A 20,908-nucleotide genomic window follows, 5' to 3' on the forward strand; every position below is an offset into this window, starting at 1 on the left:
CCTCTTGCCCGATAAAACAAATTATTAGATGTATATAAGCCATTTTTTGCGCTTTTTTATCGATAGGTTCATGTTTAGCCTGTGCTCCATCGGCTCAAGTCATTCTTGGATGGAGATCACAGGTCATGTCCCGCGTACTGATTATCGAAAGCAGCGCTCGTCAGCAGGATTCGGTTTCACGTCAACTGACTCAACAGTTCATCAGTCAGTGGAAGACATCGCACCCCGGTGACGAAATCACCGTTCGTGACCTGGGCACCGACCCTGTACCGCATCTGGATTCGACCCTGCTGGGTGGCTGGATGAAACCTGCCGAACAGCGCAACGCCATTGAACAGGCCGCGCTGGAACGCTCAAATCTGTTGACCGATGAGTTGGTGGCCGCCGACGTTCTGGTCCTCGCCGCACCGATGTACAACTTCGCGATCCCCAGCACCCTCAAGGCATGGTTCGACCACGTGCTGCGTGCCGGTGTGACCTTCAAGTACGGTGAAACCGGCCCTCAAGGTCTGCTGCTCAACAAGCGTGCCTTTGTGCTGACCGCCCGTGGCGGCATCTATGCCGGCAGCAGCCTGGATCATCAGGAACCCTATCTGCGTCAGGTGCTGGGCTTTGTCGGTATTCACGATGTCAGCTTCATTCACGCTGAAGGCCTGAACATGGGCAGCGACTTCAGTGAAAAAGGCATGAACCAGGCCATCGCCAGACTGGCTCAGGTCGCCTGATTCCCCTTGTAGATATCCCCTTGGCACCTCCCGCTCCTGGGTGCATGGCCCGATTCCTCTTGTCGTGAGGGGATCGGGCTTTTTCTTGTGCTTTGAATTGACGTTGTGGGACCGGATTTATCCGGGAAGGCATTCTTTCTACCGACGAAGATGTTGTGAATGTGCGGGCCTCTTCCCGGATAAATCCGGTCCCATAGGATGATTGACCCACAGATTGCTGCTAGACACCCAAACCACCAACCCGCTATGTTCGCGACCTTCAAAAAAGGGGCGCTCATGGGCTATCTACTTATCGTGACGCTGATCCAGGCGTTTTCCTTCAGCCTGATCGGTGTCTATCTGGCAGGCCATGTCGACAGCTATCTGGCGGTGTTGATTCGCGTGGTGCTGGCCGGGCTGGTGTTCATCCCGCTGACACGCTGGCGTCAGGTCGAACCGCGTTTCATGCGCGGCATGCTGCTGATTGGCGCACTTCAATTCGGCATCACCTACGTCTGCCTGTACCTGAGCTTCCGCGTGCTGACGGTGCCGGAAGTGCTGTTGTTCACCATCCTCACCCCGTTGCACGTGACCCTGATCGAAGATGCCCTCAACCGGCGCTTCAACCCATGGGCCTTGCTGGCAGCGGCGGTCGCGGTCCTGGGCGCGGGCGTGATCCGCTACGACGGACTGGACGGCGATTTCCTCGGCGGTTTCCTGCTGCTGCAACTGGCCAACTTCACCTACGCCGCCGGGCAAGTGCTGTACAAACACCTGGTGGCACGCCACCCCAGCGACCTGCCGCATTACCGGCGCTTCGGCTACTTCTACCTCGGCGCACTGGCGGTGGTCTTGCCCGCTTTCTTGATGTTCGGCAACCCGCAGAATGTCCCGAGCGACACCCAGCAATGGAGCGTGCTGCTGTTTCTGGGCCTGTGTTCGACGGCATTGGGGATGTATTGGTGGAACAAGGGCGCATGCCTTGTATCCGGCTCGACCCTGGCGGTATTCAACGTCTTGCATGTGCCCGTCGGGCTGCTGGTCAATCTGTTGATCTGGAATCAGCATGAGTCGCTAAGCCGCCTGTTCATTGGCGGCTCGCTGATTCTGGTGTCGCTGTGGATTAGCCGTATGGGCATCAGACCGGCATTGGCCCGGTCATAAATCTGCAGCCAGTCACGCAGGCGTTCGCACAGACTTGTTGGCCACACTGGCCGCCAGCCCTGTGCGCATGTCCGTTCCACTCGGCTGTTGATACAGGCCCAACCCAAACTCCGGCAGCACCGCCAGCAGGTAATCGAACACATCCCCCTGAATCCGCTCGTACTCGGCCCAGACGGTGGTGCGGGTAAAGCAGTAGATTTCCAGCGGAATGCCCTGGGCGGTGGCTTCCATCTGGCGGACCATGCAGGTCATGTCCGGGTGAATGTCGGGATGGCTCTTCAGGTACGCCAATGCGTAGGCGCGGAAGGTGCCGATGTTGGTCATGCGCCTGCGGTTGGCCGAGAGTTCGGCGACATTGCCCTGAGCCTTGTTCCAGGCCAGCAGCTCGGCCTGCTTGCGGCCCATGTAGTCGGTCAGCAGGCGAACCTGGGCCAGTCGATGCTCCTCGTCGTCACGCACGAAACGCACGCCGCTGGCGTCGATGAACAGGCTGCGCTTGATCCGCCGTCCGCCCGATTGCTGCATGCCGCGCCAGTTGCGGAACGATTCGGACATCAGCCGCCAGGTGGGGATGGAGACGATGGTCTTGTCGAAGTTCTGCACCTTGACCGTATGCAGAGTGATGTCCACCACATCCCCGTCAGCCCCGACCTGGGGCATCTCGATCCAGTCGCCGACGCGCAGCATGTCGTTGCTGGTCAGTTGCACGCTGGCGACGAACGACAGGAGGGTGTCCTTGTAGACCAGCAGGATCACCGCCGACATCGCACCCAGACCCGAAAGCAGTAGCAGCGGTGAGCGGTCGATGAGGGTGGCGACGATGATGATCGCGGCGAAGATATACAGAATCATCTTGGCCAGTTGCACGTACCCCTTGATCGAGCGGGTGCGGGCATGTTCGGTGCGGGCGTAGATATCCAGCAGGGCATTGAGCAGGGCCGATACGGCCAGGGTCATGAACAGTATGGTGACGGCCAGGGCCATGTTGCCGATGACGGTCTTGCCCGTGGCACTCAACCCCGGCACCAGGTTCAGGCCGAACTGGATCACCAGCGAGGGCATTATTTGCGCCAGTCGATGAAAAACCCTGTTGTGGCGCAGATCATTGAACCAGTGCAGGGCCGGCTGGCGACCGAGGATTCTCATGCCGTGCAGAATCAGGAAGCGGGCCAGTCGGCCCAGCAGCCAGGCGGAGGTCAGCAATACGATCAGGGCCAGGCCGGTGTGGATCCAGGGATGCTGATCGAGCATGTTCCAGAGTTCCTGAACACGCAGCCAGAACGATTGAATAGCCATAAAACAGAACAATCCCGTAAAGAAAATGGGGGCCGCGATTAGAGCATTCCTGCTGCCTGCAGGGCAGCCCTGGTCAAATCAAGCAACAAAATCGGCCCATAGTGGTAAAGAAACTCGGCCCCGGCGCTCGAAACCGTTACGCTATGCAGCTGTATTTTTGTATTTCGTCGAGGTAGTACCCCGTGTTTTCCGAATTCGCCCTGCACGAACGCCTGCTTAAAGCCGTGGCCGAGCTTAAATTTGTCGAGCCTACGCCTGTGCAGGCCGCCGCTATTCCGCTGGCATTGCAAGGGCGTGACCTGCGGGTGACGGCACAGACCGGTAGCGGCAAGACTGCCGCTTTTGTATTACCGATTCTCAATCGCCTGATCGGCCCGGCCAAGGTGCGTGTCGATATTCGTGCCGTGATCCTGCTGCCGACTCGCGAACTGGCGCAGCAGACCCTCAAGGAAGTCGAGCGTTTCTCGCAGTTCACTTTCATCAAGGCTGGCCTGATTACCGGCGGCGAGGACTTCAAGGTCCAGGCTGCGATGCTGCGCAAGGTGCCGGATATCCTGATCGGTACGCCGGGCCGTCTGCTGGAACACCTCAACGCCGGTAACCTGGACCTCAAGCTGGTGGAAGTGCTGGTGCTCGACGAAGCCGATCGCATGCTGGACATGGGTTTCTCCGAAGACGTCGAGCGTCTGGCGGGCGAGTGTGCGGCGCGTCAGCAGACCATGCTGTTCTCGGCCACCACCGGCGGTGCCGGTCTGCGTGACATGATCCAGAAGGTGCTGAAAGATCCGCAACACCTGCTGCTCAACAACGTCAGCGAGCTGGCTGCGGGCACCCGTCAGCAGATCATCACGGCTGACCACAACATCCATAAAGAGCAGATTCTCTACTGGCTGCTGGCCAACGAGACTTACCAGAAAGCCATTGTGTTCACCAACACCAAGGCGATGGCCGACCGTCTGTACGGGCGTCTGGTCGCTCAGGAATACAAGGCGTTCGTGCTGCACGGCGACAAGGATCAGAAAGACCGCAAGGCCGCCATCGAGCGTCTGAAGCAGGGCGGTGCCAAGGTGCTGGTGGCCACCGACGTGGCGGCGCGCGGGCTGGATGTGGATGGCCTGGATCTGGTCGTCAACTTCGACATGCCACGCAGCGGCGACGATTACGTTCACCGTGTCGGACGTACCGGCCGTGCGGGCAGCGAAGGTCTGGCGATCTCGCTGATCTGCCACGGTGACTGGAACCTGATGTCCAGCATCGAGCGCTACCTCAAGCAGAGCTTCGAGCGTCGCACGATCAAGGAAGTCAAAGGCACCTACGCCGGTCCGAAGAAGGTCAAGGCTTCCGGCAAGGCTGCGGGCACCAAGAAGAAAAAGACCGATACCAAGGGCGACAAGAAAAAAGTCGCCGCCAAGGGCCCGACCAAGCGCAAGACGGTCAACCGTCCGAAGTCGGATTCGCTGGTGAGCCAGGATGGCATGGCGCCGCTGAAAAAGCGCACAGTACGGCCACCTGTTGCCGAGTGACGCCTTTTCGCAAATGAATCCGCTCCCACCTGTAGGAGCGGATTCATCCGCGAAGCTCTTGTTACCTCCCCTCTCTCTACCGCCGGGCGCACAGGCTGAACGGCTGCCACCCCGGCAGGTCACAACCTCTGAACAGCAAGCCTGTGGCGGGACGTCATGGGCCATTCATCCATGCTGGACGGAGGTTTTACAAAATGGCTTACAACTGGGACCTTATCGAACGTCTGCTCCATGAAGTTCAGAACAGCGCTGGCGAGTCCTTTGCCCCGCGCAAGTATGCCGAAGATCATGCGGTCGCCAAGGCGGCAGAAGGCGAGGCTGTGGGTGATCTGGATCACCTGAAGACCGAGGCCGCCGATCTGGAAGCGCTACTGCTCAAGCACGCCTACATCGAGCCGCGACCGGAAGAAGAGGGGGGCACAGGCTCCAACTTTGTCCTGACGGCCCGTGGATCGAGCCTGCTGGCGATGATCGACAGCAGCATTCCGGGCAATGATCATCCGCGCCAGGTGCTGGATGAACAGGCCGATGCGCTCGACCCTTCGACCTTCGATGAGGTGGCGTCCAAGGCCCAGGTGGCCTGAGCCGTCATGTCTTTTGTTGCGAGGCCTTCAGGCAGTCCAGGTTCGAGAAGTCCTCGTGCATGTCCGCGATCCTGCTCAGCAGGCGTTTTCGCTGCTCGGGTGTGCTTTGGGCGATGACGTCCACGATGAGCGAGATCGCGGCCTGTTCGGTCTTTTGGTAGCGTTGACGGTATTCCGGGGTCCAGAAGGTTTGCCGATCCTGCAACAAGGCCGCGATGCGTTGCGGGAAGTCGCTGGACTGGCGCTGCTGCACGGTGGTCAGGAACAGGTTCTGCCAGCGGGTGCGGTTGTCTATCCAGGCCCGGTTCTGCTCGCCCAGTGACACCGACCATTCCTGTACCCGAGCCTTCTGAGAGGTGTTCAGCTTGCCGATCCAGGGTGTCAGACGCTGCTCCATGCGTTCGGCCCGTTCGGCGATCTGCTTGTCCAGCGGTTCATCGAGGAGTTTCTTCTCCTGTTTGCGCTGGTCCTTGGCGAAGGCGTTCTGCATCTCCTGAACCTGCTTGTCATCGAAACGGGCCAGCAACTCGACGGCTGACGGTGTTATCTGACGGGAGATTCTGGCGATGGCGTCCTTGGCTTCTTCGGTACGCGCTTCAAGCTCCGCGTAAGTGACCTGATCGGTTTTCACCATCTGCTCAAGCCGGTCGAGCCAGCTCAGGTAATCAGGCAACTGGGTGCTGCAATGCCAGCTCAAATGCTGTTTGAGACGTTCGTCCAGCCAGTTCTTTTGTGGCCGGTTCATGTCCAGGTAGTCGCCGAGCGTCCAGGGAATGATCACGTCCAGATTGCGGTAGGCCAGCCCCACCTGACTGCAGGACATCAACAGCGGCAGGGCCATCAACAACGTAATGAGGGCTTTGAAGCAATGCATGACAACTCCTCGATGCACTGACCGACTGTAGAGGAGTGTAGAGGCTGGCAGTTCAACTTATCTAAAAGAACGAACGCACGGCCTTGAGGGTGAAGGTGCCTTCGCAGCGAGAGTTGTGCCCACTGTAGACGCTGCAATCGCTGCCGTTGAGGCTTGAATCGCTGTAGATCAGGTTCATGTCGATGCCCAGCCAAGGGCGTGACAGGTTCAGTGACCAATCGTTGAACCCGCTGATCAAGGCACCGTCGCCGCCGGTTTGCGGCGTGTCGAACTGGTGATTGGCGTATTGCATGCGCACACCCAGCCCCAGTTGCTCGATGCCGCCCAGGTCGATGAACAGGGTGCTGTTGCGAGTGCCGACATCGTCGCTGAAGGCGGCTCCGACCCGGCTGTTGCGCACGCGCAGCCCGGCATAGAACTCATGGCTGTCGATCTGGCTGGTGTCGGGGTAGCTGTAGCGAATCACCCCCAGTTCATAACCCAGGGTGTTGTCGAAAGGTTTCTTGAAGCCCATGTAGGAGTCGACTTCAAGGTTGGTGTCCTCTGCAAACCCCATGTTCGGCGACCATTGGCCGAAGTAGAAGCCGCTTTCATGAGTCAGGTCCATGCCGCCGTGGAACGATCCCGAGTCGCTGCCGGGTGTGACCAGGCCCTGGGCCATGCTGCGCGTAGGCGTCGTGGCCAGTTTGAGGTCGAAATCGCCCAGATCCCGCTCCATGACCTGAGCAGAAACGTGTTGGCAGATGAACAGGGCGCTGAGTGTCAGCGTGGGTAATCGAAAACTGAGCATGGCTCACTCCTTATGTCCCGAGGAGTGTGGTCACAATGGCGTATCGAAAACGGCTGAAAGGCCCGACACAAGCCGCGAGCTAGAGCTTCGCAAGCATACCCGCGAAATAATGAATAAGCAGACCGTTCGTCGACCCGCGGGAATGTCAGTGGCTGACGGTTGTCTGCGTGGGCGCAATGATCAGCCCGCGAATGACGACCAGTGCCTGCTCGAACGAAGGGTAGCCACTCTTGGCCACATCCAGCTCGGCATATTCGGCCCGATAGCGTTCGGATTTTTCCGGGTCGCTGATGCTCAGTTGCTGAGAGAGCAGGGCGATGGCCAGAGGGTGCCTGTACTTGGCTGCGGTCTGCAACAGATCGATGATGACCTTGGGATCCGCCTGCTCGCGAATCAGCAGCACGGCCTGATAGAACTCGGCTTCGCCGGAAGCGTCGTCGATGGCGGAGCGTCGCAACATGGCTTCAGCCAGTTCATAGTTTTCGCGATCGGCTTCGCTGATCAGCAGCTTGGCCTGAAGCATGTCGTGTTGATACAGCAAGTGCCCGGCCCGGCAAGGGCTGTCGGTGAGGGGGCTTTCATTGGGGCCGTTTTCGCAGTGTTGCGATGCACAACCGCCCAAGTACATCAGAGCGCCGAAAAGCATCCAGTTCTTCATTCAAGCATTCCGCAAAGCAAAAGGGGCCTGCTGCCAGGGCGTTGTCCTGCCCGTGGTGATTGATACTGGAGGAGAGAGTAGCAGTGTGATAGCAGAAGTCGCTACCTCTAGGCTGTGTACGAAATGTATCTGCGCTCGGTGATGCCGCGTTGAAAACAGGCTCGGAATGCTCATTTACAACCAGTAAACTGCGCTTCCTCGCCTGTTTTCGCCTTGCCTCACCTTCGCTCGAAAACATTTCGTACAGAGCCTGGCGCCCTGTTTATCAAGGCGCATAGAGATCGGTGCTCAATCGGAGAAATTACTTCTTGCCGAGGTTGATGTGCTTGGATGGGGTAAAGGACTGGCCGCTTACGCCTTTGTCGATCTGCTGGATTTCACCGCCGGACTTGAGGAATGCCGCGATCTGGGCATTGATCGACTCGCTCGTTTCTACGGCTGGAGCGGGTTTTGCTTTGGTGTGGGATGCCTTGATACGCATGACTGCCATGAACCTTCATAAAACTGTATACGGCCAGCCATCGTACAGGAAATGGCGGGTCTCTGCCCGGTTAACAGGGCAGAGATGTCCATGACGGTTCGGTTTTCAAGCGTTCTGCCCATTGCCGATCAGGCCGTAACCGACTGTTTTGAATGGGAAGTCATCGTTTTCATCACCGCGTGGCTACGGCCCGGACAACTGACGAACGGGGCCTTCGTCGCTTCGGCGGCAAGGTGAAAGCCGGCATAAAACCGGATGGAAAGTCGGGTAGAATGCCGCCCATTAATGAGGGTATCCGCACATGGCGTTAATCGGGCGTTACAACAGCTTGCAAGTGGTCAAGCACACCAATTTCGGTCTGTATCTGGACGGTGCTCAGGACGGCGAAATCCTGTTGCCCAACCGTTATATCCCCAAGGATATTCCTACCGAAGACGAAGACTGGATCAACGTTTTCGTCTATCTGGACAGCGAAGACAAGCTGATCGCCACCACTGAAAAACCCAAGGTTCAGGTCGGTGAGTTCGCCAGCCTGAAGGTGGTCGAGGTCAACAGCATCGGTGTGTTCCTGGACTGGGGGCTGCCCAAGGATCTGCTGCTGCCGTACTCCGAAGAGAAACGCACCTTGCAGGCCGGGGATTATTGCGTGGTGCATGTCTATCTGGACAAGCACTCCCGCCGCATCACCGCCACGGCGCGCCTGGATCGCTATCTGGACAAGACACCGGCCAATTACAGCGTCGGTCAGGAAGTCGACCTGCTGGTGGCCGAAGCCACCGACATGGGCTTCAAGGCGATCATCAACAACAAGCACTGGGGCCTGATCCACAAGAACGAAGTGTTCAAGTTCCTGCGCCCCGGCAAACAGGAAAAGGGTTTCATCAAGGAAATCCGCGCCGATGGCAACATCAGCCTGAGCCTGCAACCGGTGGGTGCCGAGGCGGCGGGCAGCCTTAACGCCAAGATCCTGGCCAGACTGCGCGAAAACAATGGTGTGCTTCCGGTGTGCGACAAGAGCGACCCGCAGGTCATCAGCGGCTTGTTCGGGGTCAGCAAGGGGAATTTCAAGAAGGCTATCGGGGCCTTGTACAAGCAAGGTCAGATCGTGATTCACCCTGACCGTATCGAATTGACCTGATTGCCAGGCCGGCTGAAGCGACGGAGTAGCCACTGCCCCGTCGCTCCGGCTGATGGCTTACTTCTGTAGAAAACCCGCAAAGCTCAGGTTGCTGCCTTTTGGACGCATGTCCTTGAGGAACGCGTCCTTGTCGGCGCTCAGCTCCAGGCTCACGGTGGATTTGCGTTTGCCGGCGTTGCGCACTTCCAGACCTTCGATGTGGTCACGCATGAAGGCGGTGGTCACCTTCAGGTGCAGCAGTTCATCGGTCGCAGGCGTGTGCATCAGCAGGTGCAGCCACTCGTACTGGCCCACTTGCAGGCGTGTCACGGGCAGATCGAACCACCAGATGTTGCGTTTGGTGTCCAGAATGGCGAAATGGGTGTTGTTGACGCCCAGCACTGCACCGCCCAGATCCTGGTTCCTGCGTGCGATGGCCTGCTTTTTATCGAGTTTCATAATGTTCCTGTGAATCGGTTTGATCAGCGTGCCGGGCACAGACTGACTGCGACGCGCATTCTCGCACAAACTCCGGGCAGACAGGCTGGTCCATGAGCTGACGAACGGAAATCTCCGCCGGGCAAATAATTGAAACTCTGTGCAACGGCCCCGGGTCCATCCTTGTGTCGAGGTTACGACATTCGATTCCAGAACGGTCTTGAGGACCTGGGAGATATTCCATGAGCAGTACTAGCGATAAAGTCAAAGGCATGGCCAATGAGGCTGCTGGTAACGTCAAACAAGGCATTGGCAAGGCAACGGGCAACACCCGGTTGAAAGCCGAAGGCAAGGCCCAGGAAATCAAGGGCGAGGCCCAGCAGATCAAGGGTAAAACCAAGGAAACCCTGAAAAAGGGTGCGGACAAGGCTTAGTCCGTCAGGGAAAGCGGATAAAGGTCATCGTAGAGATGGCCTTTATCCATCATGGCCCTGAAACCTTTTACAACTCGCCCAGTCCATTTGACGCCGGCCCTGCACTGCTGGCATATGGGCAACCGCATAATCGCAACGTTTGTCGGTCGGGCGATGCCATGTAATCGGGTTTTTAGCGCAAGGAGACGCCATGATCTTTCCTCACATGCGTCAGTTGCCACTGGGCAAAGTGATGGTTCGTACCGTCAGCGAGTTTCTCGATGACGAGATGTCTACCTACGCATCGGCACTGGCTTACCAGATGCTGTTTTCGCTGTTTCCGTTTCTGCTGTTTCTGATTGCCCTGATCGGTTTCCTGCACCTGCCGGATTTCTTCTCCTGGCTGCGCCTGCAGTCGGAGCTGGTCCTGCCGCCGCAGGCGCTGGAGCAGGTCAACCCGGTGATCGACCAGTTGCAGCAATCCAAGGGCGGCTTGCTGTCGATCGGTATCGTTGTCGCGTTATGGACTGCTTCGGCGGGTGTGCGCCTGATGATGAGCGCCATGAACGCCGCCTACGACGTGGTTGAGGGGCGGCCGATCTGGAAGCGTCTCCCGCTGTCGATTCTCTACACGGTGGGCATTGCCGGCATGCTGCTGGCGGCTGCGGCGTTCATGGTGGTCGGCCCGCAGGTCATGAGCTGGTTCGCTTCGCAGATCGGGATGGAAGAGTTCATCGTCACGCTCTGGACCGTGCTGCGCTGGCCGATGATCATCATCCTGCTGATGGTTGCCGTGGCCTTGATCTATTACGTCATGCCGGACGTCAAACAGGAGTTTCGTTTCATTACCCCGGGTTCTGTGCTGGCCGTGGTGGTGTGGATCATCGCTTCGCTGGGCTTTGGCTTCTACGTCAAGACGTTCGCCGACTACAACGCCATGTACGGCAGCATCGGTGCGATCATTGTGCTGTTGCTGTATTTCTACATTTCGGCGGCGGTCCTGTTGCTGGGCGCGGAGATGAATGCCGTGATCGAGCACATGTCCCGCGAAGGCAAGGAGGCCGGCGAGAAGGAGCCGGGCGACCAGGGCGTGGAGTCAACGGGCAAGCAGCATGTGTCGGGGCTGGGGCGCGACCATTCGGTACATGCATTAAAAGCTGACGAGCCCTGAGAGAGGGTGCCAGAATCGCCTTTTCGTTCAAGAGACCGGCCTCATCATGATCCGCACCATTCTGAAAATGGGCGACGAGCGACTGCTGCGTATTGCGCCGCCTGTTCCCCGTGAGATGTTCGGCAGTTCCGAACTCAAGACACTCATCGATGACATGTTCGAAACCATGAAAAGTGTCGGTGGCGTCGGTCTGGCCGCTCCGCAGATCGGTGTCGATCTGCAACTGGTGATCTTCGGTTTCGAGCGCAGCGAACGTTATCCGCATGCCGAAGCGGTGCCGCAGACCATTCTGCTCAACCCGCTGATCACCCCACTGGCCCCGACCCTTGAGTCCGGCTGGGAAGGCTGCCTTTCAGTACCGGGGCTTCGGGGCATGGTCGATCGTTACGAAGGCATTCGCTACGAAGGCTTCGACCCGGACGGCCAGCCGATCCAGCGTATCGCCCATGGGTTTCATGCGCGTGTCGTGCAGCATGAATGCGATCACCTGATCGGCCGTCTGTACCCGTCGCGGATTACCGATTTCAGCAAGTTCGGCTTTATCGAAGTCATGTTTCCGGACATGGACCCCAACGCCGACGACTGAGCTGCCTGTAGGAGCGAATTCATTCGCGAAGGCCGAAATGTATCGCCTGACAGGTAGTTATTCGCTCCTACAGTTTGATAAGCGCAATCAGCGGTTTGCTGCGGCTATAGCGCATGAATTTGTCGGCCAGCGGGGAGGGCAGGTCTGTGGCAGGCTCAAATCCGCTCTGTTGATAGAACGTCAGCAGGTCCGGATGACAGAACAGCCAGACCGGTCCGGCCAAGGGCTCCAGGGCATGACTTATCAGACGCCGGGCAATGGCCTGGCCTCGCATGGGCGGTGCCACGAACAACCCGGTCAACCAATGCCCGTGGGCAACGGGCGTCAGGCAAAGCGCGCCGACGATCTGTGACTGCTTCGCCACCCAGCGTTGCCCCTGGCTGACCGCGCGCATGGGCGACCTGTGCTCTCGATAGAATTTGTCCAGCAACGGGCGGCAGGTATCGGACAGGAGGCTGAACCGGATGTCAGTCATGGTCGGGCTCTAATGCTCGGGGGCGGACAATCATACGATTAGGGCATGTAAACCGTGATCAGAATCTATCCATGAACCGAAAATCTGTTGAGTTACACACGGCCCGGTTGCTGATCCGTGAGCTGAGCGCCGCCGATACCTCTGCCCTGGCTGCAATCCTCGGTGATGAGCAGGTCATGCGTTACTCGGTCAGGGGCGTGCTCAGCGAACAGTCCACGGGCGAGTTCGTGCAAGGCAGCATTCATTGCTATGACACCGATGGCTTTGGCCCGATGGCCGTCATCGAAAAGGCTTCCTCGCGGCTTGTCGGTTTTTGCGGGCTCAATGCCGAACGGGTGGACGGTGCGAGGGAGGTCGAGATCGGTTATCGGCTGGGCACCTCGTTCTGGGGGCAGGGACTGGCCAGCGAAGCCGTGCAAGCCATATTGCAGCACGGGTTCGGCACGTTACGCCTGCCCTCGATCATTGCGATTGTTCAGCCCGAGAACGTGGCCTCGGTGAATGTTCTGCGCAAGGCCGGATTCAGTGGCTTCATTCATAGCCAGTACCACCGCCTGGGTGTACGGATTTATCGCATGAAACTGGAACAATGGCTGGCCGGATGTTCCTGATAACGGCATATGTCGCCGGGATGCGACCTGATGTGTGGTAAAGCGCCTGTCAGCTGGTAAGTTCATGGGGTTGCATTCGTTCTCAGGAGGAGATCATGAAGGCCTACAAGGGGCTGCCCGCGGCGCTCAGGAAAAGCCTGACGCTGGTGGGGTGTTGCCTGTTGTTCGAGCTGGCACAGGATGTGCGGGCCGACGAGGTGGAGGACACGGCGCTGGCATTCGTCCAGGAGCGCCATCTGGGCGACAGTCTGGGCTGGCTCGGGTATCAGGTCGCTTCCCGGACCGTCACTTTTGCCAGCCTTGTCGAGGCGATCGGCAAGACACAGGCTCAGGATCTGGTGCAGAAAGAGTTGCAGCGTCTACAGCCTGCCTTTCAGGTGCAATGGGACCGCAACCTGGCGGCGGCCTATGCCCATGCCTTTACGGCGCAAGAATTGCAGTCACTCAATGAAGGGCGTGGTTCATCGTCGCTGATGAACAAGTTCAGGGCCAGGAACAACGAGGTCGGCGCAGAAATGAAGGCACGATCGTCCGAGCTCCTGAAAACCTTTGTTGCCCAGGCTCTGGGCAATGCCCAGACATCGCTCGCCCACTGAGGCTCATCTCCACGAAAACGAGGACAGCACCATGGACCCATTCATGCAGGCCGCCATCGATGAAGCCCGGCAGGGACTGGCCGAGGGCGGTATCCCCATCGGCTCGGTCATCGTTCATGACGGCAAGATCATCGGGCGTGGACACAATCGTCGCGTGCAGGAGGGCAGTGCGATCAAGCATGGCGAAATGGATGCTCTGGAGAATGCCGGCCGCCAGCCCGCCAGCGTCTATCGCGAGGCCGTGCTCTATACCACCTTGTCACCCTGTGCGATGTGCAGCGGTGCGATTCTGCTCTACGGGATCGGCAAGGTCATCGTGGGCGAAAACGGGACATTCATGGGCGAAGAGGAACTGCTGCGCTCGCGAGGGGTGCAGGTCGACGTGCTGCATGACGCGACATGCCAGCACATGATGCAGGGTTTCATCGACAGCCACCCCGAGCTGTGGAATGAAGATATCGGAGAGTGAAACCGGTCACGGACAGGCCTCTCCCCTAAAGCCCCGGATAGAGTTAAATTGATGGCCTCTGTTGGGGTTTTTCGGGCTACCGTGCTTTCTGAACGGTGCTAGGGTTTGTACGAAAAGTTGCCGAGCGGCGATCAGGCAAGGCGAAAGCAGGCGAGGAAGCGGAGTTTACGGGGTGTAAATGAGCATTCCGAGCCTGCTTTCAACGCAGCATGATCGTCGCGCAGGCACTTTTCGTACAAAGCCTAGGCTCAGTCTCTTCATGGCGCACGGGGTCAGCAATGCCGGTTCAACTGCGTAACAATGTGAACGTGATGGGCGATGGACCGGCCACGTTGATTTTTGCTCATGGTTTTGGCTGCAACCAACAGATGTGGCGCTTCATCGCGCCGGTCTTCGCCAGTTCCTTCAAGGTTGTGCTGTTTGACCTGGTGGGCAGTGGACAATCCGAGCTCTCGGCCTACATCCCGCATAAATACGCGTCCTTGCGTGGTTATGCCGACGATCTGCTGGAGATCGTCGAAGAGTTCGCCGGTAGCGGCCCGGTCATCCATATCGGGCACTCGGTCAGCGCCATGATCGCGGTGCTGGCCGAGCTTCAGCAGCCCGGCCGCTTTGCTGCGCATGTCATGGTGGGTCCTTCGCCCCGTTACATCAACGATGACGACTACGTTGGCGGCTTCAGCCAGACGGATATCGATTCGTTACTCCACACCCTGGAAAGCAATTACCTGGGCTGGTCCAGCACCATGGCTCCCACGCTCATGGGGGCCGCCGACCGGCCTGAACTGGGTGAGGAACTGGCCAACAGTTTCTGCCGCACCAATGCCGAGATTGCCAAGCAGTTTGCCCGCGTGACCTTCATGTCGGACCACCGCCGGGAGGTCGCGAACTTTTCGGCTAAAACCCTGATTCTGCAATGCAGCGATGACATGGTCGTTCCGGTCCAGGTCGGCCACTACCTGAATCGCATCATTGCCGACAGCACCTTGCGCATGATCGAAAATGTCGGGCACTACCCGCACATGAGTGCCCCCAATGACTGTGTCAACGCGATGAGCGAGTTCCTGCAACCTTTCGGGTGTGTCGCCCATGTCGCTTGATTCACACGGTGCGCCAGATGCGGATAACCTTTTTGATGGCGCGGCCTGTGGTCTGTTGGTGACCCGGGAGGATGGCACCATCGAGCGGGCCAACCGCACCTTCTGCCTGTGGCTGGGGCTGGAGCACGAAGCGTTGCCGGGAACGCGCTTTCAAGACCTGCTGAACATGGCCGGCAAGATCTTTCACCAGACCCATTGGGCTCCCCTGTTGCAGGCGAGAGGATCGGTGTCGGAGGTCAAGCTTGAATTGCGGCATGTCGATGGCCGTCTCGTGCCCATGATGCTGAATGCGGTTCGCCGTGAGCACGCCCATGGCTTTTTCCATGAGCTGGCCGTGTTTGTCGCTGAAGAGCGCAACAAGTACGAGCGTGAGCTGCTGTCGGCGCAGAAACTGGCCGAAGAGCTTCTGCTGCAACAGATGAGTGTCCAGACAGAACTGACATCGGCTCGCAACCGCTTGCGTCTGGCCCACGTCGAGGCCGAGATTCGTGCGATCTTTGCCGAACAGATGATCGGGATTGTCAGCCATGACCTGCGTAATCCATTGGCGGCGATCAAGATGGCCGCGGGCCTGCTGGGGCGCAGTGCGCTGGATTCCCGGCAGGAACGCATGCTGGGTCATATCAACAATGCGACCGACCGTGCCCAGCGCATGATCGTCGACCTGCTGGATTTCACCCACGCACGGGTCGGGCACGGGATTTCGGTGTCTCCCCAAAGCATCGACCTGCATGCCGTGATTGATCGTTGTGTCGATGAATTGCGCCAGGCATTCGTGGGGCATCTCATCACGCATCGCTGTGAAGGCCAGGGTAATTGCCTGGCCGATTCCGATCGACTGGGGCAGATCATCAGCAATCTGGTGGCCAATGCCATCCACTACGGGGCGGCAGACGGTGAAATCAGTGTGCTTTCAAGGATCGAGCCGAACCGGATTGTCCTGTCCGTGCATAACTTCGGAGAGCCTGTGCCGCCCGAGATGATTGAAAGCCTGTTCGAGCCTGTTGTCCGGGGTGTCAGCGACACCGACGACAATCGCAGCGTCGGGCTGGGGTTGTTCATTGTCCGTGAGATTGTGCGTGCGCATCTGGGGGACGTAAGCGTTGTTTCCACGCCAGAACAAGGCACGACCTTTACGGCGACGATTCCGCAAACCTCGCCGATCCCGTGACCGAGACGGCATGGGCTCGGGGGCATTCATATAAATGCCTTTGAATTCAAACGCCTGGAATCGATCGGGCGCCCCGGTCGACCATCCTTGTTACAAAGTCAAACGTTATAAGTTTGCTCATCTGCCCTTCAACGGCGAACCTGACAGCCTGATCGTCATCAAAGTCTGGTCTTTGCCATTTCCCTTGAGGGTAAGTGATGAACAGTTTTGCGCGACACCTTTCCATGATGATGCTCGGTACCCTGTCAGGTCTGGGCGCTGCCCATGCGCAGGACCTGCCGGGTAGCAACGCTGCCAGCAGTAACCCTTACAACAGCCCGATCCACCGCGCCAACCCCAACAGCCGCCAGGGCACTCAACCCAGTACACCACCAGCGCCCGGGACGATGCCCACACCAACCCCTCGTCAGCCCACGCTGGAAAACGGCGGGATCGGCAATGGCTATCCTGTCCGCCAGACACCCCAAACTCCCTCGAGCCAGGTGACGGACCCCAAGCGCCCCTGACTCGTTTCCCGCTCTAATCAATGCATAAGGAATCGCTCATGTTTAGAAAATCCCTGATCGCGACACTCTGTGCCACGGCCTTTCTGAGCCTGTCACCCTTGACGGCAAGCGCCGCCACAGCGGCTGCCGAGCACTATAAAAGCGAGCTGGGCAGCGTCAGTGTCAGTGAAGTGGTGGGCGGGTTGAATCATCCGTGGGGGCTGGCTTTCCTGCCAGACAAGAAAGGCATGCTGGTCACCGAGCGCTCCGGCGACCTGCGCTTCATTTCGCCGGAGGGTGAAATGTCCGGTCCGATTTCCGGTGTGCCGCAAGTCTGGGCCAGAGGGCAGGGCGGCTTGCTGGACGTGGTGCTGTCCCCTGACTTTGCCAAGGACCGCATGGTCTACCTGACCTATTCCGAAGGCAGCGGGGCCAGTGCTGCGGAAGGCGATAACGCCGGGACGGCCGCCGGGCGCGGCCGGTTGTCGGCCGACATGACCCGGCTGGAAAACTTCACCGTGATCTTCCGCCAGCAACCGAAGTTGTCAGTGGGCAACCACTTCGGTTCACGCATGGTCTTCGACCGTGACGGCTACCTGTTCATTGCCCTGGGGGAAAACAACGATCGCCCGACGTCCCAGGACCTGGACAAGCTGCAAGGCAAGATCGTGCGCATCTACCCGGATGGCAGTGTTCCGAAAGACAACCCCTTTGTCGGGCAGAACAATGTGCGCCCCGAAATCTGGTCCTATGGCCATCGTAACCAGCAAGGTGCGGCCCTGAGCCCCTGGAGCGGAACCCTCTGGACCAACGAGCATGGCCCTCGTGGCGGTGACGAGATCAATATCATCGAACGTGGTCAGAACTATGGCTGGCCGTTGGCAACCCACGGCATCAACTATTCCGGCCAACCGATTCCGGAAGCCAAGGGCAAGTTTGTCGACGGCACGAAAGCCCCTTTCCATGTATGGGAAAAGTCACCGGGCATCAGCGGAATGGCATTTTATAGCGACGGCCGTTTCAAGGCGTGGGACCACAACTTGTTTATTGGCGCACTGGCCAGCGAAGAGTTGATTCGGTTGCAATTCGAGGGCGACCGCATTGTTCATGAAGAACGCCTGTTGGGCGATATGAAACAGCGTATTCGTGATGTTCGCCAAGGGCCGGATGGTTATCTCTATGTATTGACCGATGACGAAAAAGGGAAAGTATTGAAAGTAGGCCTGGAATAATAACGGCCTTTTATTGTGATTATTCCCGCATGAGCGAATCATGCGGGAATGATGGACAAGGCGGGATCAACGATCCTGTGCATCACGCAGGACTTCACCGGTCTTGGCATCGACTTCGTAGTCCCACTCCACGCCCTTGGCGTCCTTCAGCTCGATCTGGTAGACGTAACGGCCAGCCTGTCGTTCAAGTTCGGTATCGTGAATCTGGAAGCCAGGGTGTTTGGCCAGCGCCTGTTTGTTGAACTGTTCAAAGTCACCGACGGCACCGGACTTCTGCAAACGGATGGCTTCGTCCGGGCCGACATCGGCGTGTACAACACCGGCAGCGGTGGTCAGGGCAAGCGCGGCGAAAAGAGCAGGCATAAGTTTCATGGGGTATTCCTTCTGATGGGACTGCATTAAGGGAGGCTTTACCAGTTGATTCGTTCAACTGTTTGGTTGAAGCCAGATTAAAGCGCCTTACTTAATTCATCCTTAAATATTCGACGGAGGCTGTTTGGGTACCGTGGTCTGTTTTTTTTCATCCCGCCGGTAAAGTTTCCGACTGCTTTTCGTTGAGCATGCAAAGGTTGTAAAAAAACGGCGGGGAACGTAAAAGGTGGCCCCCAGCCGAATGCTGCTTTGCCCTTGTGCTTGCCCCGTTTCCCCAGGAGTCCCATCGATGAGTTCGTCACGCCGACCTGCTGCGCGTCTGGCTTCGTGTCTGTTGCCTTTTGGCATGGCTGTCACTTCACCCTTGCTGGCTGCCGAGCCGGTGAACCTGGACGCCGTGAAAGTGACGGGAACCGCCGAGGAGTCCACGCCCGATTATCAGGCCCGTCAGGCATCGGTCGGCGGCTTTGGCGAAACGGAGCTGATCGACACGCCGGCGTCGGTGTCGGTCTTCACCGAGGCTCTGATCAAGGACCGCCAGGCCCGGCTGCTCAGTGATGTCCTGCGCAATGATGCCTCGGTGGGGGACGCCTATGCGCCGGTGGGCTATTACGAGAATTTCGTGGTCCGCGGGTTTTCGCTCAATGCCGCCAGCAGCTACCGCATCAACGGGCGCACGATCACCGGCGAGCAGAACGTGGCGCTGGAAAACAAGCAGCAGGTGGAACTGCTCAAGGGGCTGTCGGGGTTGCAGAACGGAGCCTCTGCGCCGGGCGGCCTGATCAACTATGAAACCAAGCGCGCTCAGGATGTCCGCTCGGTCACTGTCTCGACCACCGAGCATGGCGGGCGCTATCTGGCGACGGACGTCGGCGGCTGGTTCGGCAGCGACAATCAATTCGGCCTGCGCGCCAACCTGGCCCATGAAGACATCCGTTCCTACGTCGAGCATGCCGACGGGCAGCGCGATTTCGCGTCCCTGGCCTTCGACTGGAACATCAGCGAGCGCGCCTTGCTGCAACTGGACGTCGAATACCAGACCAAGGAGCAACGTTCGGTGCCGGGCTATCAATTGCTGGGCGGCACGGCCTTGCCCCATAACGCCTCGCCACGCAAGTTGCTGGGTTATCAGAGCTGGTCGAACCCGGTGGGTATCGACTCGCTGAACATGAGTGGACGTTTCGAGTATCGCTTCAACGACACCTGGAAGGGCAGCCTCAGCGCCTCTCGCAGCCGCGTGGTGATCGACGACTACAGCGCCTTTGCCTGGGGCTGCTACGGTTCGGCCAGTTGCGCCGCCGAGTCTGTGCCCAATCACTTCAGTGCCGAAGGCGGTTACGACATCTATGACTTCCGCAGCCCTGACGACACCCGTCGCAATGACGAGGTCGAAGCGGCCATGACCGGTAACTTCGACACCGGTTCGCTCAAGCACGAGCTGACCTTCGGCACCAGCGCCTTCCGGCGCACCGTGGACACCCGTGGCACCTTCAACGAGATGGTGGGGTCGAGCAACATCAATACAGACCCTGAATCCGTATCGCAGTCGGACCTGCCGCTCCCGCACACCGAGCGCCGACTGGACAGCCGCCAATACGGGCTGTTCATGACCGACCGGATCAGCTTCAACGAACACTGGCAGACTGTATTGGGCGGACGTCAGGTGCGTCTCGACGAGCAGGCCTATACGGAAACCGGCAGCGACCAACGTCATACCCAGCGTTCGATCTTCCTGCCCCAGGCGGCCCTGATCTACAAGCCGCTGGAGAATATCTCCCTCTACACCAGTTACAGCAAAGGCCTGTCGCTGGGCGGCACGGCACCCTGGTTTACCAACAATGCGTCTGAGATTCTGGCCCCGACTGTCTCGCGTCAACTGGAAACCGGCATCAAGTACGACTGGCAGCGCATGAGCTTCACGGCGGCGCTGTTCCAGACCCGTCAGGCCTATCAGTATTCCAGGCCCAACGATGACGGCTCTTTCACCTACGTGCAGCAGGGCGAACAAAAGAACACAGGCCTGGAGCTGGGTGCCAATGGCTGGGTGACGGAGCGCCTGCAAATCTCCGCCAGTGCTGCCGCGATTCGTGCCCAGGTCGATGGCAGTGGTACGCAGGCCTATGAAGACCATCAGGCGCTGAATGTGCCCAAGTATCGCGGCAGCCTTCAGGCCGACTACAGCCTGCCGATCCGTGGCCTGGCGCTGCTGGGGGGCATGCAATACAGCGCGAGCAAATACGCCAACCGCGAAGGCACCGTGAAGGTCAACGACTACACGCTGTTCAATATCGGCAGTCGATACAGCACGCGTTTGGGGGATTACGACACAGTTTTCCGTCTGACCGTGGACAACCTGTTCGACAAGCGCTACTGGCGCGATGCCGGGGAATACATGGGCGATGACTACCTGTTCATGGGCGCGCCAAGAACCGCAACCCTGTCGGCCTCGGTCAACTTCTAGCGCAGCACCAGTAGGAGCGAATTCATTCGCGAAGACGGTATTTCAAACGACAGATCCGTGTCGGATGTACCGCCCCTTCGCGAATGAATTCGCTCCTACCGTGGGGCAAATCCCATAAAACCACCAGCTTTGCTATC

The 20,908-nt window shown here is 58.6% G+C and carries 24 protein-coding genes; 16 read left to right on the plus strand and 8 right to left on the minus strand.

Going from position 1 to position 20,908, the window contains the following annotated elements:
• The first annotated feature begins 125 nt into the window (after window positions 1-125).
• Window positions 126-725, plus strand: coding sequence for an FMN-dependent NADH-azoreductase (locus tag ACIPY9_RS02590; RefSeq protein ID WP_400696759.1), 600 nt, complete (start codon window positions 126-128; stop codon window positions 723-725).
• Window positions 726-1,001: 276 nt separating this feature from the next.
• Window positions 1,002-1,868, plus strand: coding sequence for a carboxylate/amino acid/amine transporter (locus tag ACIPY9_RS02595; RefSeq protein WP_400696761.1), 867 nt, complete (start codon window positions 1,002-1,004; stop codon window positions 1,866-1,868).
• 12 nt (window positions 1,869-1,880) lie between these two features.
• On the opposite strand, the gene ACIPY9_RS02600 is transcribed toward ACIPY9_RS02595, so the two are convergent.
• Window positions 1,881-3,164 carry a mechanosensitive ion channel family protein gene (locus ACIPY9_RS02600; protein ID WP_400696762.1) on the minus strand — a complete coding sequence of 428 codons (1,284 nt, stop codon included), beginning with the start codon at window positions 3,162-3,164 and terminating at the stop codon, window positions 1,881-1,883.
• Window positions 3,165-3,346: 182 nt separating this feature from the next.
• Between ACIPY9_RS02600 and ACIPY9_RS02605 the strand changes: the two genes are divergently transcribed.
• Together ACIPY9_RS02605 and ACIPY9_RS02610 are read left to right on the plus strand one after the other, a co-directional pair.
• Window positions 3,347-4,687, plus strand: a complete 1,341-nt coding sequence (locus ACIPY9_RS02605; protein ID WP_400696764.1) for a DEAD/DEAH box helicase — start codon at window positions 3,347-3,349, stop codon at window positions 4,685-4,687.
• A gap of 194 nt (window positions 4,688-4,881) precedes the next feature.
• Window positions 4,882-5,271, plus strand: coding sequence for a transcriptional regulator (locus tag ACIPY9_RS02610; RefSeq protein ID WP_400696766.1), 390 nt, complete (start codon window positions 4,882-4,884; stop codon window positions 5,269-5,271).
• A 4-nt stretch (window positions 5,272-5,275) separates the two neighbouring features.
• Here ACIPY9_RS02610 and ACIPY9_RS02615 read toward each other — a convergent pair whose 3' ends face one another.
• The 4 genes from ACIPY9_RS02615 to ACIPY9_RS02630 all read right to left on the minus strand — a co-directional run bounded on the left by ACIPY9_RS02615 (window position 5,276) and on the right by ACIPY9_RS02630 (window position 8,083).
• Entirely contained in the window at window positions 5,276-6,145 is an 870-nt protein-coding gene (locus ACIPY9_RS02615; RefSeq protein ID WP_400696768.1) for a DUF6279 family lipoprotein, read from the minus strand.
• 61 nt (window positions 6,146-6,206) lie between these two features.
• Window positions 6,207-6,935, minus strand: coding sequence for a TorF family putative porin (locus tag ACIPY9_RS02620; protein ID WP_400696769.1), 729 nt, complete (start codon window positions 6,933-6,935; stop codon window positions 6,207-6,209).
• A gap of 145 nt (window positions 6,936-7,080) precedes the next feature.
• Window positions 7,081-7,593, minus strand: coding sequence for a hypothetical protein (locus ACIPY9_RS02625; RefSeq protein ID WP_400696770.1), 513 nt, complete (start codon window positions 7,591-7,593; stop codon window positions 7,081-7,083).
• Window positions 7,594-7,894: 301 nt separating this feature from the next.
• On the minus strand, window positions 7,895-8,083 hold the full coding sequence (locus ACIPY9_RS02630) for a hypothetical protein (RefSeq protein ID WP_400696772.1): 189 nt from the start codon (window positions 8,081-8,083) through the stop codon (window positions 7,895-7,897).
• 292 nt (window positions 8,084-8,375) lie between these two features.
• On the opposite strand from ACIPY9_RS02630, the gene ACIPY9_RS02635 reads away from it, so the two are divergent.
• Entirely contained in the window at window positions 8,376-9,212 is an 837-nt protein-coding gene (locus tag ACIPY9_RS02635; RefSeq protein ID WP_400696773.1) for a S1 RNA-binding domain-containing protein, read from the plus strand.
• A 57-nt stretch (window positions 9,213-9,269) separates the two neighbouring features.
• Here ACIPY9_RS02635 and ACIPY9_RS02640 read toward each other — a convergent pair whose 3' ends face one another.
• Window positions 9,270-9,650, minus strand: a complete 381-nt coding sequence (locus tag ACIPY9_RS02640) for a hypothetical protein (protein ID WP_400696775.1) — start codon at window positions 9,648-9,650, stop codon at window positions 9,270-9,272.
• A gap of 221 nt (window positions 9,651-9,871) precedes the next feature.
• Here ACIPY9_RS02640 and ACIPY9_RS02645 point away from each other — a divergent pair, with 221 nt between their 5' ends.
• From ACIPY9_RS02645 to def, 3 genes are all read left to right on the plus strand, one after another.
• Window positions 9,872-10,063 carry a CsbD family protein gene (locus ACIPY9_RS02645; protein WP_400696776.1) on the plus strand — a complete coding sequence of 64 codons (192 nt, stop codon included), beginning with the start codon at window positions 9,872-9,874 and terminating at the stop codon, window positions 10,061-10,063.
• Between the two features lie 190 nt (window positions 10,064-10,253).
• Window positions 10,254-11,213, plus strand: coding sequence for a YihY/virulence factor BrkB family protein (locus tag ACIPY9_RS02650; protein WP_400696778.1), 960 nt, complete (start codon window positions 10,254-10,256; stop codon window positions 11,211-11,213).
• A 46-nt stretch (window positions 11,214-11,259) separates the two neighbouring features.
• Window positions 11,260-11,799 carry a peptide deformylase gene (gene def, locus ACIPY9_RS02655; protein ID WP_400696780.1) on the plus strand — a complete coding sequence of 180 codons (540 nt, stop codon included), beginning with the start codon at window positions 11,260-11,262 and terminating at the stop codon, window positions 11,797-11,799.
• 67 nt (window positions 11,800-11,866) lie between these two features.
• Here the strand turns inward: def and ACIPY9_RS02660 are convergent, their stop codons facing one another.
• Window positions 11,867-12,274, minus strand: a complete 408-nt coding sequence (locus ACIPY9_RS02660) for a GNAT family N-acetyltransferase (protein ID WP_400696781.1) — start codon at window positions 12,272-12,274, stop codon at window positions 11,867-11,869.
• 71 nt (window positions 12,275-12,345) lie between these two features.
• On the opposite strand from ACIPY9_RS02660, the gene ACIPY9_RS02665 reads away from it, so the two are divergent.
• The 7 genes from ACIPY9_RS02665 (at window position 12,346) to ACIPY9_RS02695 (ending at window position 17,938) form a co-directional block, all read left to right on the plus strand.
• Complete coding sequence (locus tag ACIPY9_RS02665; RefSeq protein ID WP_400696783.1) at window positions 12,346-12,885, plus strand: GNAT family N-acetyltransferase; 540 nt, start codon at window positions 12,346-12,348, stop codon at window positions 12,883-12,885.
• 95 nt (window positions 12,886-12,980) lie between these two features.
• Complete coding sequence (locus tag ACIPY9_RS02670; protein WP_400696784.1) at window positions 12,981-13,481, plus strand: hypothetical protein; 501 nt, start codon at window positions 12,981-12,983, stop codon at window positions 13,479-13,481.
• A gap of 31 nt (window positions 13,482-13,512) precedes the next feature.
• Window positions 13,513-13,950, plus strand: a complete 438-nt coding sequence (locus tag ACIPY9_RS02675) for a nucleoside deaminase (RefSeq protein ID WP_400696786.1) — start codon at window positions 13,513-13,515, stop codon at window positions 13,948-13,950.
• A gap of 278 nt (window positions 13,951-14,228) precedes the next feature.
• A complete protein-coding gene (locus ACIPY9_RS02680; RefSeq protein WP_400696787.1) occupies window positions 14,229-15,050 on the plus strand; it encodes an alpha/beta fold hydrolase in 822 nt (273 codons plus the stop codon).
• Window positions 15,040-16,221 (plus strand): ATP-binding protein, encoded by a 1,182-nt coding sequence (locus ACIPY9_RS02685; RefSeq protein ID WP_400696789.1) that lies wholly within the window; start codon window positions 15,040-15,042, stop codon window positions 16,219-16,221. Before ACIPY9_RS02680 ends, ACIPY9_RS02685 begins: the two co-directional genes overlap by 11 nt.
• 197 nt (window positions 16,222-16,418) lie before the next feature.
• Window positions 16,419-16,727: a hypothetical protein gene (locus tag ACIPY9_RS02690; protein ID WP_400696790.1), complete on the plus strand. Its 309-nt coding sequence runs from the start codon at window positions 16,419-16,421 to the stop codon at window positions 16,725-16,727.
• Between the two features lie 38 nt (window positions 16,728-16,765).
• Window positions 16,766-17,938, plus strand: a complete 1,173-nt coding sequence (locus ACIPY9_RS02695; RefSeq protein WP_400696791.1) for a PQQ-dependent sugar dehydrogenase — start codon at window positions 16,766-16,768, stop codon at window positions 17,936-17,938.
• A gap of 66 nt (window positions 17,939-18,004) precedes the next feature.
• On the opposite strand, the gene ACIPY9_RS02700 is transcribed toward ACIPY9_RS02695, so the two are convergent.
• On the minus strand, window positions 18,005-18,310 hold the full coding sequence (locus ACIPY9_RS02700) for a PepSY domain-containing protein (RefSeq protein ID WP_400696792.1): 306 nt from the start codon (window positions 18,308-18,310) through the stop codon (window positions 18,005-18,007).
• 289 nt (window positions 18,311-18,599) lie between these two features.
• On the opposite strand from ACIPY9_RS02700, the gene ACIPY9_RS02705 reads away from it, so the two are divergent.
• On the plus strand, window positions 18,600-20,771 hold the full coding sequence (locus tag ACIPY9_RS02705) for a TonB-dependent siderophore receptor (protein ID WP_400696793.1): 2,172 nt from the start codon (window positions 18,600-18,602) through the stop codon (window positions 20,769-20,771).
• Window positions 20,772-20,908: the final 137 nt, after the last annotated feature.

This window comes from Pseudomonas sp. NPDC089734, from assembly GCF_044748865.1.
Taxonomy (GTDB): Bacteria; Pseudomonadota; Gammaproteobacteria; order Pseudomonadales; family Pseudomonadaceae; genus Aquipseudomonas.

Excerpts from the sequence above, each read along its gene's own strand:
- ACIPY9_RS02700 (WP_400696792.1), bottom strand. The coding sequence starts at position 18,310 with ATGAAACTTATGCCTGCTCTTTTCGCCGCGCTTGCCCTGACCACCGCT.
- ACIPY9_RS02670 (WP_400696784.1), top strand. The coding sequence starts at position 12,981 with ATGAAGGCCTACAAGGGGCTGCCCGCGGCGCTCAGGAAAAGCCTGACG.
- ACIPY9_RS02675 (WP_400696786.1), top strand. The coding sequence starts at position 13,513 with ATGGACCCATTCATGCAGGCCGCCATCGATGAAGCCCGGCAGGGACTG.
- ACIPY9_RS02685 (WP_400696789.1), top strand. The coding sequence starts at position 15,040 with ATGTCGCTTGATTCACACGGTGCGCCAGATGCGGATAACCTTTTTGAT.
- ACIPY9_RS02665 (WP_400696783.1), top strand. The coding sequence starts at position 12,346 with ATGAACCGAAAATCTGTTGAGTTACACACGGCCCGGTTGCTGATCCGT.
- ACIPY9_RS02625 (WP_400696770.1), bottom strand. The coding sequence starts at position 7,593 with ATGAAGAACTGGATGCTTTTCGGCGCTCTGATGTACTTGGGCGGTTGT.
- ACIPY9_RS02635 (WP_400696773.1), top strand. The coding sequence starts at position 8,376 with ATGGCGTTAATCGGGCGTTACAACAGCTTGCAAGTGGTCAAGCACACC.
- ACIPY9_RS02615 (WP_400696768.1), bottom strand. The coding sequence starts at position 6,145 with ATGCATTGCTTCAAAGCCCTCATTACGTTGTTGATGGCCCTGCCGCTG.
- ACIPY9_RS02630 (WP_400696772.1), bottom strand. The coding sequence starts at position 8,083 with ATGGCAGTCATGCGTATCAAGGCATCCCACACCAAAGCAAAACCCGCT.
- ACIPY9_RS02600 (WP_400696762.1), bottom strand. The coding sequence starts at position 3,164 with ATGGCTATTCAATCGTTCTGGCTGCGTGTTCAGGAACTCTGGAACATG.
- ACIPY9_RS02690 (WP_400696790.1), top strand. The coding sequence starts at position 16,419 with ATGAACAGTTTTGCGCGACACCTTTCCATGATGATGCTCGGTACCCTG.
- def (WP_400696780.1), top strand. The coding sequence starts at position 11,260 with ATGATCCGCACCATTCTGAAAATGGGCGACGAGCGACTGCTGCGTATT.
- ACIPY9_RS02640 (WP_400696775.1), bottom strand. The coding sequence starts at position 9,650 with ATGAAACTCGATAAAAAGCAGGCCATCGCACGCAGGAACCAGGATCTG.
- ACIPY9_RS02590 (WP_400696759.1), top strand. The coding sequence starts at position 126 with ATGTCCCGCGTACTGATTATCGAAAGCAGCGCTCGTCAGCAGGATTCG.
- ACIPY9_RS02705 (WP_400696793.1), top strand. The coding sequence starts at position 18,600 with ATGAGTTCGTCACGCCGACCTGCTGCGCGTCTGGCTTCGTGTCTGTTG.
- ACIPY9_RS02645 (WP_400696776.1), top strand. The coding sequence starts at position 9,872 with ATGAGCAGTACTAGCGATAAAGTCAAAGGCATGGCCAATGAGGCTGCT.
- ACIPY9_RS02660 (WP_400696781.1), bottom strand. The coding sequence starts at position 12,274 with ATGACTGACATCCGGTTCAGCCTCCTGTCCGATACCTGCCGCCCGTTG.
- ACIPY9_RS02680 (WP_400696787.1), top strand. The coding sequence starts at position 14,229 with ATGCCGGTTCAACTGCGTAACAATGTGAACGTGATGGGCGATGGACCG.
- ACIPY9_RS02610 (WP_400696766.1), top strand. The coding sequence starts at position 4,882 with ATGGCTTACAACTGGGACCTTATCGAACGTCTGCTCCATGAAGTTCAG.
- ACIPY9_RS02695 (WP_400696791.1), top strand. The coding sequence starts at position 16,766 with ATGTTTAGAAAATCCCTGATCGCGACACTCTGTGCCACGGCCTTTCTG.
- ACIPY9_RS02620 (WP_400696769.1), bottom strand. The coding sequence starts at position 6,935 with ATGCTCAGTTTTCGATTACCCACGCTGACACTCAGCGCCCTGTTCATC.
- ACIPY9_RS02595 (WP_400696761.1), top strand. The coding sequence starts at position 1,002 with ATGGGCTATCTACTTATCGTGACGCTGATCCAGGCGTTTTCCTTCAGC.
- ACIPY9_RS02650 (WP_400696778.1), top strand. The coding sequence starts at position 10,254 with ATGATCTTTCCTCACATGCGTCAGTTGCCACTGGGCAAAGTGATGGTT.